Source organism: Pseudoalteromonas lipolytica, from assembly GCF_003515105.1.
GTDB classification, from domain to species: Bacteria; Pseudomonadota; Gammaproteobacteria; order Enterobacterales; family Alteromonadaceae; genus Pseudoalteromonas; species Pseudoalteromonas lipolytica.
On the sequence record NZ_CP032090.1, the window covers coordinates 2376003 to 2392594 of the forward strand.

The 16592-nt window shown below is 40.9% G+C and carries 16 protein-coding genes; 7 read left to right on the plus strand and 9 right to left on the minus strand.

Annotation, left to right across the window (positions count from 1 at the left end; genetic code table 11):
• Window positions 1-170 precede the first annotated feature (170 nt).
• From D0907_RS10835 to ilvY, 6 genes are all read right to left on the minus strand, one after another.
• On the minus strand, window positions 171-1427 hold the full coding sequence (locus D0907_RS10835; RefSeq protein WP_074989703.1) for an ATP-binding protein: 1257 nt from the start codon (window positions 1425-1427) through the stop codon (window positions 171-173).
• 6 nt (window positions 1428-1433) lie between these two features.
• Window positions 1434-2126 carry a response regulator gene (locus tag D0907_RS10840; protein WP_036967170.1) on the minus strand — a complete coding sequence of 231 codons (693 nt, stop codon included), beginning with the start codon at window positions 2124-2126 and terminating at the stop codon, window positions 1434-1436.
• Window positions 2127-2140: 14 nt separating this feature from the next.
• Complete coding sequence (locus D0907_RS10845) at window positions 2141-2527, minus strand: DUF3019 domain-containing protein (RefSeq protein WP_036967167.1); 387 nt, start codon at window positions 2525-2527, stop codon at window positions 2141-2143.
• A 1-nt stretch (window position 2528) separates the two neighbouring features.
• Entirely contained in the window at window positions 2529-3392 is an 864-nt protein-coding gene (locus D0907_RS10850; protein ID WP_065978109.1) for a MipA/OmpV family protein, read from the minus strand.
• A 149-nt stretch (window positions 3393-3541) separates the two neighbouring features.
• Window positions 3542-4591 (minus strand): GGDEF domain-containing protein, encoded by a 1050-nt coding sequence (locus tag D0907_RS10855; RefSeq protein ID WP_118844446.1) that lies wholly within the window; start codon window positions 4589-4591, stop codon window positions 3542-3544.
• A 227-nt stretch (window positions 4592-4818) separates the two neighbouring features.
• A complete protein-coding gene (gene ilvY / locus D0907_RS10860; protein ID WP_118844447.1) occupies window positions 4819-5721 on the minus strand; it encodes an HTH-type transcriptional activator IlvY in 903 nt (300 codons plus the stop codon).
• 137 nt (window positions 5722-5858) lie between these two features.
• Here ilvY and ilvC point away from each other — a divergent pair, with 137 nt between their 5' ends.
• From ilvC to D0907_RS10880, 4 genes are all read left to right on the plus strand, one after another.
• On the plus strand, window positions 5859-7331 hold the full coding sequence (gene ilvC / locus D0907_RS10865) for a ketol-acid reductoisomerase (protein WP_036967155.1): 1473 nt from the start codon (window positions 5859-5861) through the stop codon (window positions 7329-7331).
• A 141-nt stretch (window positions 7332-7472) separates the two neighbouring features.
• Entirely contained in the window at window positions 7473-9386 is a 1914-nt protein-coding gene (locus tag D0907_RS10870; RefSeq protein ID WP_118844448.1) for a methyl-accepting chemotaxis protein, read from the plus strand.
• A gap of 93 nt (window positions 9387-9479) precedes the next feature.
• The gene (locus D0907_RS10875) at window positions 9480-10664 is read left to right on the plus strand and encodes a tetratricopeptide repeat protein (protein ID WP_118844449.1); all 1185 of its coding nucleotides are present in this window, start codon (window positions 9480-9482) and stop codon (window positions 10662-10664) included.
• Window positions 10591-11517, plus strand: a complete 927-nt coding sequence (locus D0907_RS10880; protein WP_083422935.1) for a M28 family peptidase — start codon at window positions 10591-10593, stop codon at window positions 11515-11517. The genes D0907_RS10875 and D0907_RS10880 overlap by 74 nt, the downstream gene beginning before the upstream one ends.
• Here the strand turns inward: D0907_RS10880 and D0907_RS10885 are convergent.
• Window positions 11506-11823, minus strand: coding sequence for a GIY-YIG nuclease family protein (locus D0907_RS10885; protein ID WP_036967146.1), 318 nt, complete (start codon window positions 11821-11823; stop codon window positions 11506-11508). The genes D0907_RS10880 and D0907_RS10885 overlap by 12 nt on opposite strands.
• A 116-nt stretch (window positions 11824-11939) precedes the next feature.
• Here D0907_RS10885 and D0907_RS10890 point away from each other — a divergent pair, with 116 nt between their 5' ends.
• A complete protein-coding gene (locus tag D0907_RS10890; protein ID WP_036967144.1) occupies window positions 11940-12302 on the plus strand; it encodes an outer membrane protein assembly factor BamE in 363 nt (120 codons plus the stop codon).
• Window positions 12303-12403: 101 nt separating this feature from the next.
• On the opposite strand, the gene D0907_RS10895 is transcribed toward D0907_RS10890, so the two are convergent.
• Window positions 12404-12730, minus strand: a complete 327-nt coding sequence (locus D0907_RS10895) for an RnfH family protein (RefSeq protein ID WP_036967142.1) — start codon at window positions 12728-12730, stop codon at window positions 12404-12406.
• Window positions 12727-13167 (minus strand): type II toxin-antitoxin system RatA family toxin, encoded by a 441-nt coding sequence (locus D0907_RS10900; protein ID WP_036967139.1) that lies wholly within the window; start codon window positions 13165-13167, stop codon window positions 12727-12729. The genes D0907_RS10895 and D0907_RS10900 overlap by 4 nt, the downstream gene beginning before the upstream one ends.
• Window positions 13168-13300: 133 nt before the next feature.
• Between D0907_RS10900 and smpB the strand changes: the two genes are divergently transcribed.
• Both smpB and D0907_RS10910 read left to right on the plus strand, forming a co-directional pair.
• On the plus strand, window positions 13301-13780 hold the full coding sequence (gene smpB / locus D0907_RS10905; RefSeq protein WP_036967136.1) for an SsrA-binding protein SmpB: 480 nt from the start codon (window positions 13301-13303) through the stop codon (window positions 13778-13780).
• A 190-nt stretch (window positions 13781-13970) separates the two neighbouring features.
• The gene (locus D0907_RS10910; protein WP_118844450.1) at window positions 13971-16574 is read left to right on the plus strand and encodes a TonB-dependent receptor; all 2604 of its coding nucleotides are present in this window, start codon (window positions 13971-13973) and stop codon (window positions 16572-16574) included.
• Window positions 16575-16592 lie beyond the last annotated feature (18 nt).

Consider the following 16592-nt stretch of genomic DNA (forward strand, 5'->3'; position numbering starts at 1 on the left):
GTTATGCTGACGTAAAAAACCGTGTAATAACGAAGGTAATACTTTGTGATTGAGGTGCCTTGGCAATTGCTCCTGCACTGTTCGACTTCCTACACATGCAGTCGCCAACCAGAAGTTTTTAACACAACTGACGTCAAGCGTTAGGTTTAGTCACTCAAAATGATGACGTATTAATGCACAGTGGTATAGTCTAGCTTATAGAGGCGAATAATAAATTTTGCCCCACCCAGCTCAGAATTACCCAGTTCTGATTGCCCTTGATGCCAGCTTACAATTTTTGCCACGATAGCAAGACCTAAACCAAATCCACCGGTTTTTTTATCTCGACTCTTATCTAAACGTGTAAATGGCTTAAATACACTCTGCCACTCACTTGGGGCAATACCGGGGCCATCATCTTCAACATTGAGCTGTATATAATCAGGAAATTCTTGCAAACTCACTTGAATTTTATGGGCTGCATACTTTTGAGCATTCCCCAGTAAATTTTGAATGCAGCGTGCCATAAAGTGCTCATCACATTCGTAGTAGAGCTCTGCCGGCGCATTCAATTGCACATCAATGTCAGTGGCAAACTCTAGTTTATTCACAACACTATTAATCAATGCCGTTAAATCACAAGGGCGACGCGTTAAACTTGGCTGATGGGAATCAAGGCGGGCATATTCAAGCATTTCTGACACTAAGGCTTCAAGCTCAGCAATGTCTGCTTGCATGTTATCGATGTAATCGAATGACTTTTCATTTTCTATTTGCTCTTCAAGCATAGCAACCGCAAATTTTAACCGTGCTAAAGGCGTTCTAAACTCATGAGAAACTGATGAAGTAAGCTCTTGTTGAGCTGCAAGCAAATATTGGATGCGTTCTTGCATCGCGCTTAAGGTATCGGTGATTGGTAAGAAAAATGATTTAGACGCATCATGAAGTTCAAAATCTTGTGCGCCACCGACCGCCTCACAAGCAAGTGTCAGCTTATTGAAGTCGCGCCACAGTAAGAAACTCCATAAGCCTACAGGCACACCAATCACGGTTAATAATAGAAAGTAAGGCCAAACCGAGCTAAAACTTGGATTGGACACTGAAAAAGGACCCACATGCAACAACTGCTTATCATTCAGTGCTATGTACCAAATGACTTCTTGTTGGTGATTAAAAAGATAAAGGTGTTTATCAGCGTTTAACTTGGCGTTTAATTCTTCAGGTAGAGCGACATCATTACGGTTAATGCGTTCGCTATTAAACGCTTGCTGTAATTTTTCTAGTCCCTCTTCTGTTTGACTTAAGAGCCAGAGAGATTTCCCAAACTCTTGGTCGAGGGCGATGTGTTGTTGAGTATCTTCATAGGGCCAAAGTTGCTCAATGACCCCACTAACCAGAAACAAAGAAACTATTATATAAAGGTATAAGCTTGCAAACAGTTTCCCCATTAATACTTACATTTCCCATGCATCAGATACGAACAAATAACCTTGTCCCCACACCGTTTTAATACGATAAGGCTTATCACTGTTATCACCCAGCTTTTTACGGATCCGTGATACACGTACGTCAACTGTACGGTCTAAACCATCGTATTGACGACCAATCATATGTTGATGAACATGCTCACGACTTAGCACCTCACCTGCATTTGACGCTAATAACCAAAGCAATTCAAATTCATGAGAGGTAAGTGTAATTTCATTACCTTTGAGTGTAACAATGCGACTGGTTTTATCAATGCTTAAATCGCCAAAGGTAATTTCTTCAGGGGTTTTGTTTGTTGCTTGGCCACGGCGAAGTAATGCATTAATTCGTGCAAGTAAAACACGCGGCTCAGCCGGCTTAATGACGTAGTCATCAGCACCAAGCTCAAGACCAATAACTTGGTCAAAGTCTTCACCTTTTGCTGTCAGCATTAAAATCGGTAGGCTATATTTATCGCGTACCTGACGGCATACACTAAAGCCATCTTTACCGGGTAACATAACGTCTAGAATCATTAAATCTACCGGGTTGTTTTCAAGGTAATCAAACACTTCATCGCCGCGTTCAAGGACCGCAACATCCAACCCGTTATGCTGAAGATAGTCCCGTGTTAACTGTTGTAAACCGAGATCATCTTCAACAAGTAAAATCTTTGCCATTGGTTGCTCCTGAATTAAAATAAGCTCCACGGTGAGCGTAATCTGCGTCTCGTTGTTTTTGCTTCAGTGCTTTGCACTTCAACTTTAGCTGTTGCAATTTTACTCCCCGTGTGCGGATTGATTAAGGAGTATATTGTTTCAACCTGAACACGCGCTTTATGATGTAACTGCGCTTTTCGAGTGTTCTTCCAGCATTGAATTTGCTGATTATTTTGGTACAAACACACATCTTCAGGCTGCGCCACTTGCCAACTTATTTTTAACTGAAGATCGCAAAAATCATGCTGCTGTAATACAACACACACTTTGGGTGAGATAGCTAAGTGAGTCGCTTGTGCGTGACTCGGGAACCCCCAAATAACAGCAACAAACACACACAGACTTAAAACAAAATACTTCATATTAAAAAATATGATTGAATCCTATAAAAGCAGTCATTGAATACGTGTGTTCAAAAAGCGGACTGTCATCCACGGCTGAGTAGTCATAATATGCTAAATGAAAACGAAGAGAGTTGGTCTCACTCAGAGGCCAACGGGCGTCGATTTTAGCATAAGGTTGCCAGCTACTGCCAACACCAATTACCCCATTTGAAGACTCTTCGGCAGATAAACCATAAAAATAATCATTTAGTTTGGCTGATTTGTACCAAATGCCTACGCTCGGCATTATTTCAAGGTCATCGACTTGATAATGTGCTTGCCATTGTAATGCACTTCGCATTCCTTGGTAGACCCCAGATACATCAGCTAAAGCTTGAAAAGAGAAAATATGGTTATCACGTACGTAGTGGTAGCTTACGCCCGCATCAAGTGCCCAACGACGTTTACGTACATCGTCAATTGTCACCCTTTTCTTAACGAGTTCGTCACTGGTCGTTGATTCAACCATGAAGCTATTTGATGTTTGCAGTGCAAACACATTACTTGGATGAAAATCAATAAAAAAGCGAGTTTCAGGATTAAACTCGGTCACAAAATTAACAACGTGTGAAGCACTTTCATGAAAAGAATAACCGAGGCGACCATTATCAAAAAACCACTTTTCGCTGTAATAGGCTATTTCAGGTAGCACTACTAAGGGTAAATTTTTACCACCATGTAGCGGGTTCGTCATGACACCAATACCCGCATTAACACTTACGTGCCAGCGATTAATATCGATTTCTTGACTAGCCACACGGCTTTCACGTTCAGTGCGTGTTGATTCATCGGCATAGACTTTACTTGAAAGCAAAAGCAGCACAGAAAAAACGATTACGCACATCCTGATCGTCTGAGACTTCATTATTATTGTTACGACCAAAGAGAATTATGCAATGACTCCATACTACCAAGTTGTGAATAAACTGTCCTTAGCAAGTTACAACTATTCACAAATTTGATACATTTATACGCAGTAAGTCTGTCACTTTGTTACTCTTCAATAATTTCTATGCGATTACGACCGTGCTTTTTAGCGAGATAAAGTGCCTTATCAGCTTTTTTAATGAGTTGATTTTGTTGACTATTTGTTGATTTAATTGCAACACCAAAGCTTGCGGTAACATAACCCAGTACAGTCGTGGAAGCAGGATCTTTAATGTGTAATTTTGTGATGGCTAAACGCAGCTGTTGAGTAAAGTTAGTCATATCACTGATGCTGGTAAACTGCGCAGTGAAACAGAACTCTTCTCCCCCATAACGATAAACTTGGCCAACACTTGCGACATACTTCAGTAATTTTACCGCAACAGCACGTAAGACTTGATCACCTTTTTGGTGACCAAAAGTGTCGTTAAATACTTTAAAGTGGTCAATATCGACCATCACTAGCACAGCGATTTCGGCTAAATCATCACGCTGACAAAAAACGGTAATATCTTCATCAAATTTGCCGCGATTAAAAAGCCCAGTGAGCGTATCTTTTTCAGCCTTTCTTTTTGAATCAATCAGCTCTTGTTTTAGCGTTATAATTTTTGCATATGCTAGGGCTAGTTGATTTTGAAAATCTTGCGTGCGATTTTGTAATGCGGCTGATTCGTTAGTTAAACGCTCAATGCAGTGAAGTACATCATCGAAGCCTCTTTCTTTACTAATATCAGCATCGTGTAACTTCTCCCTGCATGCATATAATACCTGATTAAACTGCGTTGATTGATTAAGCGCTGCAGTTAAATCATGTTGGACTTGCCCTACAACATCATCAAAACTATTCGAAAGCTGATTAAATAAGGATAGGTCATTGACTGAAAGGTACTTGTTGAATAAGTAGTTAGCTTGCTCATAACTACAGCCATTAAATCTGCTAATAAAGCCATCCAGCTCTTTATTTAAATCATGGTTCTTGTCACTAACATAGCAATACCAAATTGCATAATTAAGCGGCGTTATGGGAATTTTATATTTCACCATTAATGGAATGGCTAGCTTTAAACAGTGGCTAGAATAACCTAAAGAATGAGCGGCTTGAGCAGACAATGCCATGTGTCGTTGCCATGAATTTTTATTATTTTAAATTACGGTAGCAACACATTGAAAAAAATCAATAAAAAAGCAATTTCACAGATATAAACCAGTACAAACCACGAGTTAAACTTTTAAAAAACCATACTAAATAACTACAAAAAAATAATATACCTATACAAAAACAGAACAACCAAAAGAACCAAATCAAACTCATACAGCCAACCAAATAAGCGAACACAAAAGTATTAGATTGCCTGTTGAGTTAACGATTGCGCAATACTCCAAATCGCATTCAGTGCCGGGTCATGCCGCTCTTTATTGAGTACCGCTAAACCAATATCAAAACCAGGAATAGTTTGTTCGGCATCACTAATAATTTGAACTTTATCTTTTAGCGGACTGTTGTCGAGCACGATCTTCGGCACCATTGCCACCCCTAAACCCAAACTCACCATTGATACCATGGCTTCATGTCCCGCTACTTGCGCATAAATTCGACCATGAATGCTTTTCTTACGCCACCACTGCTCTAAACGTTGTCGAGATAACCCCTGCTCTGCCACGATAAATTCAAGGTTTGACCAGGCAATATTATTTTCATCTTTAAGCTGCTCACTAATAGGGCACACAATTTTAGGAGCAATGAGTACCAAAGGCGAGTAACCAATACTGGTGAATGCTATTTGCCCAGGTAACTTAGCAGGTTTTGCTGCAATGGCCATGGCTTCATGACCATCTAAAACCCGATTAATAGCCAGTGCTGGATCACCCGTATTTAAAGTTATTTCAATATAGGGATGCTGCATCCGTAGCTGCTCTAATATCTGATGTAAAAAACTATACGAGGCGGTGACCGAACAATAAATACTTACATTACCGTATATATGCTGCTGTGGCTCTTGTACATTCGCTTTGAAACGGTGCCAATTCGCTAACGTTGCGTTAGCATATTCAATAAAAGACTCACCCTCTCGAGTTAATTTAACCGTGCGATTATCTCGATTGAACAAGACGACGCCAACCTCCTCCTCAAGCTGCTTAATGTTTCGGCTCAGTGTCGGAGCACTGATATGGCACAGCTCACTGGCCCTCGCAAAGTGTAATGTTTTCGCCAATGCTAAAAAGTAATGCAGATGCTTGTGATCCATAATTTCACCATTTCATTTTATGAAACACTTTAATGCAAATATATCATTTTACGCAAGGTTTAAAATTGCATACTGTTAACCCATACAAAGAACGACTCTTTGTTTTCTAACAAACTAGTATTAATAGGACACTAACAATGGCGAATTATTTCAACACTCTTCCTTTACGTGAGCAGTTAGCGCAACTAGCGCAATGTGAATTTATGGATCCATCAGAATTTACTGATGGCGTAGACGCTTTAAAAGGGAAAAAACTCGTTATTGTCGGTTGTGGCGCACAAGGTCTTAACCAAGGTTTAAATTTACGTGATTCAGGTTTAGATGTTTCATATACGCTGCGCGAGTCGGCTATTGCTGAACGTCGTCAATCATTCTTAAATGCATCTGAAAACGGTTTTACTGTTGGTACATACGAAGAACTTATCCCAACTGCCGATGTAGTATTAAACTTAACACCTGATAAGCAGCATACATCCGTTGTGAATGCCATCATGCCACTTATGAAACAAGGCGCGACCCTTGCCTACTCACATGGTTTCAACATTGTTGAAGAAGGTATGCAAATTCGCGAAGATTTAACGGTCATTATGGTAGCGCCTAAATGCCCAGGCTCTGAAGTACGCGAAGAGTACAAACGCGGCTTTGGTGTCCCTACGCTTATCGCTGTTCACCCTGAAAATGATCCGCAAGGACATGGCCTAGCACAAGCAAAAGCATACGCGGCTGGCACCGGTGGCCACCGCGCAGGTGTACTAAAATCATCATTTATTGCTGAAGTTAAGTCAGACCTGATGGGTGAGCAAACTATTTTATGCGGCATGTTACAAACCGGCTCATTACTGTGTTTTGACAAAATGGTTGAAAAAGGGATTGATCCTAGTTATGCCTCTAAATTGATTCAATACGGCTGGGAAGTAATCACCGAAGCACTAAAATATGGTGGTGTAACAAACATGTTAGACCGCTTATCGAACCCTGCGAAAGTAAAGGCATTTGAGTTAAGCGAGCAGCTAAAAACAATCATGCGCCCTCTTTATAATAAGCACATGGACGATATTATCAGCGGCGAGTTTTCTCGTGGCATGATGGCTGATTGGGCTGAAGATGATGCAAAATTACTCGCATGGCGCGCAGAAACAGCAGAAACAGCATTCGAAAAGCAACAAAATACTGATGAAGAGATCAATGAACAAACCTTCTTCGACCAAGGTATTCTAATGGTTGCAATGGTAAAAGCTGGCGTTGAACTGGCATTTGAAACCATGACAGCAGCGGGCATCATTGCTGAATCGGCTTACTATGAATCACTGCACGAAACGCCACTAATTGCTAATACGATTGCGCGTAAAAAACTTTTTGAAATGAACAGAACTATTTCCGATACCGCAGAATATGGCTGTTACTTATACAACCATGCGTGTTTACCACTGCTAAAAGACTTTATGCAAAACATGGATACTGATGTCATTGGTAAAGGCCTTGATAGCACCAGCAATCAGGTTGATAACCAAACGTTGATCGCTGTGAATAAAGCACTTCGAGAGCACCCTGTTGAAGTGGTAGGCAGTAAACTACGCGGTTACATGTCAGCAATGAAGAAAATTGTTTAACCCTGGAAAGTAAGTTTCGCTTGTTAGAAACAAAGCCCAATTGCATATGCTTTGGGCTTTTTTTTGTCCCTACATTTATTCGTCATCTGCAAAGTGTATGCTAAAATTACTCTCTTATTTGTTGTAAACTAAGACACTTTCATGGCGTTAAATCAACTTACCATTACCAAAAAAATAACTCTACTAGGCAGTTCTATTGCTCTTATCGTTGCAGCACTTATCGGTGCAACAGCCCTTTACAGTGCAAAAAAAATCATCGAACACCGTATGATTGAATCTGAACTGCCAAGTAAATTGCAAGCAATTGATAACTATATCACTCACGATATAAACCAAATGATCAGCGCTGCAGAACAGCTTTCTAGCAACGAGTTCGTTTTAGAATGGGCTCGCTCAGGGAATAATAACGATAATACGCTGCTCAAAGAGCTCAACCGCCTTGTTAAACAGTATGATTTAGCCACGGCATCATGGGCCAATCGTGAAACTGCACAATATTGGAATCAAGACGGTTTTTTACGTGTGCTTACGAAAGAGCAAGACAGTTGGTTTTTTGACTTCACGCAATCATCAGTGCCTTTTTCTATCAGTATTTATCAAGAGTCGCCCACTGATGTAAAAATGTTTGTTAACCACCAGCAAACCAATGGTATTGGTCTTGCAGGATTGGCAAAAAGCATTGATGACATGCAAGCCATGCTACAAAGGTTTAAGATTGAAAAAACTGGGTTTGTGTTCATAGCAGATAAAAATGGCTTAATTCAATTACATAAAGATGCCAGTAAAGTGGCTAAGGCAAAACTAGATTCGGTGTACCAGCCAGGTATTACAGACTCTTTACTAACCAATCAAGATTTTAATTTACACGAACTCGACCTGAATGGCGAAGCAACACTGCTTGCTGCCAGCCCAATTAAAAATACCGATTTATTTGTCATTGCTCAAGTGCCCAAAAATGAGGTATTTGCCAGTATTCAAGTGTTACAATGGCAGATAATCAGCTTTGCAATTGTCATTGCGCTAGTTGCCAGCTTCGCCGGTTTCTTATTAGCAAAAACACTGTCATCCCCCCTATCAAAAATGGCAGAGCTGTTCATGCGTTTAGGCTCTGGTGATGCAAACTTAGCATACCGTTTGCCAGAATCTGAGCAGCCTGAACTGGCTAACTTAAGCACGGGCTTTAACCAATTCATTTCAAAAATTGAAACGGCCATCATGCAAGTAGCGCAAGAAAGTCGCGAAATAAGACAAAGCGCGGCCCATGTATTTAAGCAGGCCCAAAAGAACTCTGAAGCACTTGATAATCAAAAAGAACAGACAATTTCAGTTGCTGCCGCAATTAATCAAATGGGCGCGACGGTACAAGAAATTGCCTCAAGCGCCACGAATACAGCAAAACTGACAGAAACCAGTAAACACAGTACCGAACAAAGTCATACGCAGGTGACCCAAAGTAAAGAAGCAATAATTGAATTAGCAACCGACATCGACAACATTACGGAACAAGTTAACGAACTTGCAAACAAAACGCAGGCAATTGCCAGCATTGTTGATGCTATTCGTGGTATTTCTGAGCAAACAAACCTATTAGCGCTTAACGCAGCGATTGAATCTGCTCGCGCTGGTGAGCATGGTCGTGGTTTTGCTGTTGTTGCAGATGAAGTACGCGCACTTGCCAGCAGAACCTCACAATCGACAAATGAAATCCAAACGATGATCAGTGAATTAACAAGCACATCCGATCTTGTTGTCGAACATATAAATCATTCTAAATCACGCGCTCAATTGAGTGTTAATGCCATGCAAAGCTCTGTTGAGTTGCTTAACACGATCACCAATGCAGCTAATGAGATTAATGATATGGCAACATTAATTGCGACGGCCACAGAGGAGCAAAGCAATGTCGTTGCTGATGTCGGACGCAATATTGAGCAAATTAGCGATATCAGCGATACCGTGATGCATGAGCAGATTGACACTGAGCAAGCAATAAAGGATTTAGCAAGCAGTGCGCAAACGCTAGACGATCTTGTTGCGACCTTTGATAAACGCTGACACCTTTTGTAACAGTAAACACTGATCCTTTTTTAATTACAGCCTATACTTACAGACATGTGATTCCCTAGGCTGTTAATTAAAGGGGGCCTTATGAACGCGCCTACGATTGCTCTATTATCAAGTCTTTGCTTTTTATCAGCATGTAATAATACACCTAAGCAGTTGGCCCCTGCGCCATTAGCACTCACTGAGCTTGATGAATTTAGGCTTTCAAAAGTCGAAAGTCAGGAAAAAATTTTTGCGCTAACTCCGCGTATTAAACGTCAGTTAGACAGTGCTTTTCCTGAAGACACTCGCTCACTCGAGACAACTAAACGCTTACTGCACTTTTTATTAGAAAATGGTGATGCCTCATTGTCTTATCAATCAGGCGCGACACTAACCGCGAATCAAGCCTATGCTGATTTAAATGCCAACTGCCTCTCTTTATCAATATTAGCGTACAGCTTAGCCGAGTATCTTGGTCTTGAAGGGCAATTTCAAAAGGTTCACATTCCAGAGTATTGGGCACGAAATAATGGCTTTAGCTTACTGACAGGACACATAAATTTAAAGGTAAGAGAACACGACAAACACGCCATAAACCGCACGATTATTTATCCTGGTTCGCGTTCATTAGTGATTGATTTTGATCCAAATAGCCGTCAGGCAGCATTTAAAACAAGTCATATTAATAAAGCTCGTATCACCGCCATGTTTTATAACAATAAAGGGGTTTCGGCCATGCTTAGCCATGACTATGGTCGTGCATACAGTTATTACAAAGCTGCTATCAATACAGATAGCGCTTATTCAGGAGCTTGGGGGAACTTAGGTGTGCTCTTAAGGCTAACAAATCTCTACCCAGAGGCAGAAGTAGCCTACCAATATGCCATAACCTTAGATGCTGATAACAACACGGCTTTGGGCAACCTAGCACTGCTTTACAATTTGACGAATCGTGAACAACAGGGTAATGCCATCCTCACACAGCTAGATAAAAAGCGTCAAACTAATCCGTATTATCATATTTCGCTTGGCAATGATGCCTACGCAACTGGGCGCTATGAAGATGCGATAGCGCATTTTAAAAAAGCACGCACTTTAGATAGTAACTTACATGACAGTGACTTTGGCCTTGCACGTATATATTTTCAGCTAGGTGACTTGAAACTAGCCAAAAAATACCTGACCATGGCGAACAATAAAGCAGATTTTGATCATGATAAACAGCGTTATGAAAGTAAACTACAGGCACTGCGTTCGCATACTGCAAAGCTTACTGATTACCAGTAGCTTATTTTACTGTGATGCTGCGTTTGCCAGTGCTGACTCTCATTTAAAACAAGATGTCACAACGCTTACTTCAACGCAATTTTATGGTCGGAAAACCAATACAATCGGCGCAAAGCGTGCCGCTGATTACATTGCAAGCCGCTTAACCTCATTAGGCTATGAAGTTCAAGAACAAACATTTCAATACCCCGCAACTTTTTATCAAAAAGCCACTGCCCGCAATATCATTGCAACTAAACCATCCGCTTGCACTCAATGTAAAAAGATTATCTTTACTGCACATTATGACCATTTAGGGCAACGCGGGACTAAGCTCTATCCTGGCGCAAACGATAATGCCAGCGGTGTTGCTGCTTTACTCTATTTAGCAGCGTATTTCGCCGATAAGCCCCATCAGAACCAATTAATGTTCGTTGCCACCGATGCAGAAGAAAATGGCTTACATGGCAGTGACTATTTAGTGTCACAATTAAACAGCGCAGATATCGCATTAAATATTAATCTGGATATGCTCGTGGTTAACAAGCGAAAACCTCGCATTTATGCCTTTTTAGACGGCCAATCAATAGCGCAGTATAAAACAGTAATTACTGGACTTTCTGATGAAAACATTACATTTTTTGCAACCAGTTCATCTGCCCGACTTAATCGATTATTTGATCTTAACGTTGATTGGCGAAGAGCCAGCGATCACTATTCGTTTGCAAAAGCAGGTGTCCCTTATATTTATTTTGGCATGGGACACGATAAACACCATCATCAACCGAGTGATACCCTAGAGCACATTGACTTTAGGTTATTTGAACACGCAGTGAGCAAAATTGCAGAGTTTGTTAGTGCCCTAACCAGGTAACTTGGCTGTGATAACAAACTGCCTTTTTTGCGCTTTGTTTAACTTTTTAACCTGAATCTCAAGCTTACTAGCCTCGCTGCGAGAGCCAACCGGTTGCTGATAAATTAAGGTTAAAGGTCCTTTTCCTTTTAAATTTTTTGCCCCTTTGTCAGCTTGGTGAGCTGCAAAACGTTTTTCAACATCGGTGCTGATCCCTGTATACCAGTGGCCAAAACGAGTCTGCACAATATACAAATGCCAGTGTGATTGAGAACTGTCGCGCTTTTTTATTGATTCAGGTAAACTTTTTGTCGTGTCGGTGGTCAAATCTGTGCCTCGTGAGCATTAATCATGTTTCAGTAAAACAATTATTGAAAAGGGTTTTACCTTCTGTGACTAATCGGTATCATGCAGTGTATAAAAAATAAGGATTCAAACAAATAATGCAGTCGTTTAAAACTTTTTCTTTTTGGTTAGTACTTACCCTTACTTTAAGTGCTACCGCTGGGTGTTCTAGTTGGGTTTATCGCATCAACATTCCTCAGGGTAACTTTTTAGAACAATCTGACGTTGATAAGCTTCGCGTTAATATGACTCGTGAGCAAGTGGTTTACGTACTTGGTAAACCGGTTGCAGAAGATTCATTCGACAAGAATACTTGGCATTATCTTTATGTTTTTAATCTAGGCCGTAGCAATGAACAACGCAAATCGTTAACGGTTAATTTTGAAGATAATAAGCTCGTGTCAATATCAGGTGATTATGAGCAACCAAGTGAGTTCAATACCCCACTTGAACAAGAGTAAATATAAAAACAAAGGGTAGCAAAAGCGACCCTTTTTTGTATGCTAAATAGATAAAACCACCGCTTAGAACGAGCAGTAAGTGATTCACTTTCAATAGGTTACTATGCTTTATTCAGTGGGCGCCCACCGGTAACTTTATTAGCTCTACCTTCTTCTTTGGCTTTCTCTGCACGACGTCTGCGTGCATCTTTGGGGTCTGCAATTAATGGGCGATAAATTTCAATTCTATCCCCTTGCTTAACCTCTTGTGTTAACTTGCAAGTGCGATTCCACACACCTAATGTGAGGTTATTTGCATCTATTTCGGGGCACTTTTCGATAATGCCCGATTTAATAACAGCTTGCTCAACAGTGGTTCCCTCTGGTACTTCGACAAGTAAACTTGTCGCGGTTGTAGGTAACGCAAATACAACTTCAACACTTATCATGAGCGGACTCCATACACCGTTTTCGCACGTTGGGTAAAAGCATTCACCATATTCTTTGCCACTTCGTTAAACACCTTACCAAAAGCAAGCTCAATTAGTTTACTCGCAAATTCAAACTCTAAGTGTAATTGCACTTTACACGCTTTATCGTCTAAAGGTAAAAAATGCCATTTCCCTTGCAAGCTTTTAAAAGGACCATCAACTAAACGTAAAGCAACGGTTTGCTCATCAATAAAGGTATTTTCTGTGGTAAACCACTTTTTTAAACCCGCTTTCGATATTTCTAAACTGGCCGTCATACCGCTGGGTTGTTGTGCAATAATTTTAGCGTCTGAACAATGTGGTAAAAACTCAGGGTACGCATCAACATCGTTCACTAAATCAAACATTTCTTTACTGCTGTACATTACCAGCGCACTTTTTTCTATTTGTGGCATATTCACTCCCAACTGTGTCGGCGAATTTTAGCAAGCTTTGGCTATTTCCCCAAATTTTAGTAACGGGATTATTTGTATAAAGCCTTAAAAAAGCGATGTAAAAACGCTGTTTTTACGTATAATATGAACCACTATGGCTAAGAAAAAATCATCTAAATCGACAAGCAATACTATCGCGCTTAACAAAAAAGCGCGTCATGAGTATTTTTTACACGATAAGTTTGAAGCAGGGGTTGAACTACAGGGCTGGGAAGTAAAAAGTATCCGAGCTGGTAAAGTAAACATCTCTGAGACTTATATTCACATTAAAAACGGCGAAGCATTTTTACTTGGCAGTCAAATTCAGCCTCTCAACAGTGCTTCAACACATGTAATTTGTGATCCGCTTAGGTATCGCAAATTACTTTTGAACAAACGTGAAATCGATCGTCTTATCGGTGCAACAGAGCGTGATGGTTATTCACTGATCGCCACTGCCATGTACTGGAAAAAATGCTGGGTGAAGTTGGAGTTCCACCTCGCTAAAGGTAAAAAGATGCACGATAAACGTGAAGATGGGAAAAACAAAGATTGGGCGCGTGAAAAAGAACGCCTGATGAAACATAAAGCATAAAATCCCTGCTTGAGCCTAACTTTCTGTTAGGCTCTGACCCCCTTACCCTACCTCACTCTTAACATTTTGAAACGTTTCCACGTGTCAACCTCATTCTTTTGTAGTATTTCAAAACCAACCATTTACATGGTATCAATCTTTACTGTGATTATTTCACAAAAATCTCACAATTAAACAAGGATTGAAATTTATGAAGAAAACTCATCACTTTATTCGACGACCTCTTACTGTTTTTACCATTGCCGCATTAGCGGGCACAACTTTCACCTCAGTTGCTGCCGAATCATCAGAAAGCGCTGAAAAAGTTGAGCGCATCGAAGTAACCGGTTCACGCATTAAACGCTCAGATATTGAGGGACCCTCACCTATCCAATCAATCAGTCGCGCAGATATTGATAATATGGGTTATGACAACCTACAACAGCTTTTAGAGCGTATGCCAGTCGCCGGTAATGGCACATTTTCAACCCGTGGAAATAACCAAGATTCAACAGCAAATGGCGCTGCTGCCGTGAGCTTACGTGGCTTAGGTTCGGATGCAACCTTAGTACTTATCAATGGACGCCGTGTTGCTATTAGTGCTTTCGCAGAAAGTATTACCAACTCATTTGTTGATATTAACTCTATTCCTGTTTCAGCAATCGAGCGTATCGATATTTTAAAAGACGGTGCATCTGCTATTTATGGCTCTGACGCGGTTGCTGGTGTAGTTAATATTATTCTTAAAAAAGACATTAATGGTCTAGAGGTCAACTTAGGTTATGGTGGTACTGACGGACCTAATTATGAAGAAAAAACAGCGAGTTTAGTATGGGGAACAAGCACAGAAAAAAGTAGTGCGTCTGTTATTATTGATTATTTTAATAATACGGCATTATCGTCAGATGAAATGGGACGCCTAGGCACCGCTAACCAAGAACCATATGGTGGTATGGATTTCCGCTCTTCGCGTGGTTTTCCAGGCTACTTTTACGTCGATGGCGAAAAAACAATTGACCCATCTTGCCCTGCAGAAAATGCAACCGCCAGTGGTAGCTGTTTATTTGACTATGGCCCCTATGGCTATATAACACCGGCGTCTGAACGTGTTGGCGCTATTTCACAATTTGAATATAACTTTGATAATGGCATCACTGCATTTATGGAAATGGCAGTACAGCATAACTCCTCACAGGCAGCGGGTGCTCCCACTCCTCTTGATGAAGACGCAGGACTCACGGTACCAGCAAGTCACCCAAACAATCCTTTTGGTCAAGATATTGAAATTGGTCGGTATCGTACCGTTGATGCAGGTCCTCGCCAATGGGATATCGAATCAGATACACTGCGTTTTGTGGCTGGCTTAAAAGGTGAAATTAATGATTGGAGCTGGGAGACAGCCGTTCAAAAAGGCCGCAGTAAATCAATGCAAACAGGCAGTAGAAGCCAGGGCTGGGTGCGTACCGACTTTCTTCAGCAAGAAATTGATGCGGGTAATTACAATCCATTTGGTGGCACCTATAACGACCCTGCGGTTATCGACAGAATTACAACAAGTCTGGTGCGCCGTGGTGAGTCGCATATGACCTCATTCGATGCCAATATCAGTGGTGAAGCATTTAGCTTTGGTGATGATGTCGTTATGATGGCCGCCGGTATTGAATACCGTGAGGAAGATGTAAGTGATATTCCTGATGATCAATTTCAACGTGGTTTAATTTTTGGTACCGAGTCAGTGTCAGCAGCAGCTGAGCGTGACCAGTATGCTGCGTATATTGAGTTTTCAATCCCGCTTGCAGATAACCTAGAGTTACAATTAGCGGGTCGCTATGATGATTACAGTGACTTTGGCTCAACAACCAATCCAAAAGTAGCTGTACGTTGGGCACCAACCGATTCAATCACTGTTCGTGGTTCTTGGGCACAAGGTTTCAGAGCACCTTCATTAGCGCAAATTGGTTTAGGTCCCTCAGAAGAAAGTCAGTTCTTTGTAGATACTTACCGATGCCAAGCGACAGGGCTTGATTGTAATGCACTTGATTACAACATTCAGTTTGCAGGTAATCCAAACCTAGAAGCTGAAGAATCTGAATCTTGGAACGTTGGCTTTATTTGGGCACCCACAGCTGAATTTGGTTTCGGTATTGATGTATGGAGCATAACGCAAGACAATAAAATTGATGAGCAAGAATTCGGCCCTATTTACGATCAAAATTGTAATGATCAAAATAGCACAGTGTGTGTACGACTTGCGCCTCAAGGCGGCCTAAGCTTAGGGGTTATTCAAAAAGTACATAGCACTTTCGAAAATGTATCCTCACAAGAAGTATCTGGTGTTGATGTCTCTGCTAATTACACGCATGCAATGAATGACTACGGGTTCTTAAAATTCAATCTTGAATGGGCATACCAAAATGAATTTAAGAAAGATGGCCGTGATTATACGGGTGAATATCGTTACCCAGAAAATCGTTGGATATTCAGCACTAACTGGGAAATGGGTGACTTTAATACGAATGTGAATGTGAGTTACATCGGTGAGTTTGAAGATACCCCTGATATCGACTTTGACGGTAACCTAGACTTTGATAGCAACACATCACGCATGGTTGACTCTCAAACACTGGTTGATTTACAGACTGCGTATAACTTCTCAGAAAAACTAAAACTCTCTGTGGGCGTTAATAACGTATTTGACGAAGATCCTCCATTTGCAATTGGTGATGGTGATAGCGACTTATATGGCTATGTATCAAGTGTGCATAACCCTCGTGGACGTTATTTCTATACGAAGCTAACAATGCGCTTTAACTAAACGCATACCAGATAAAAC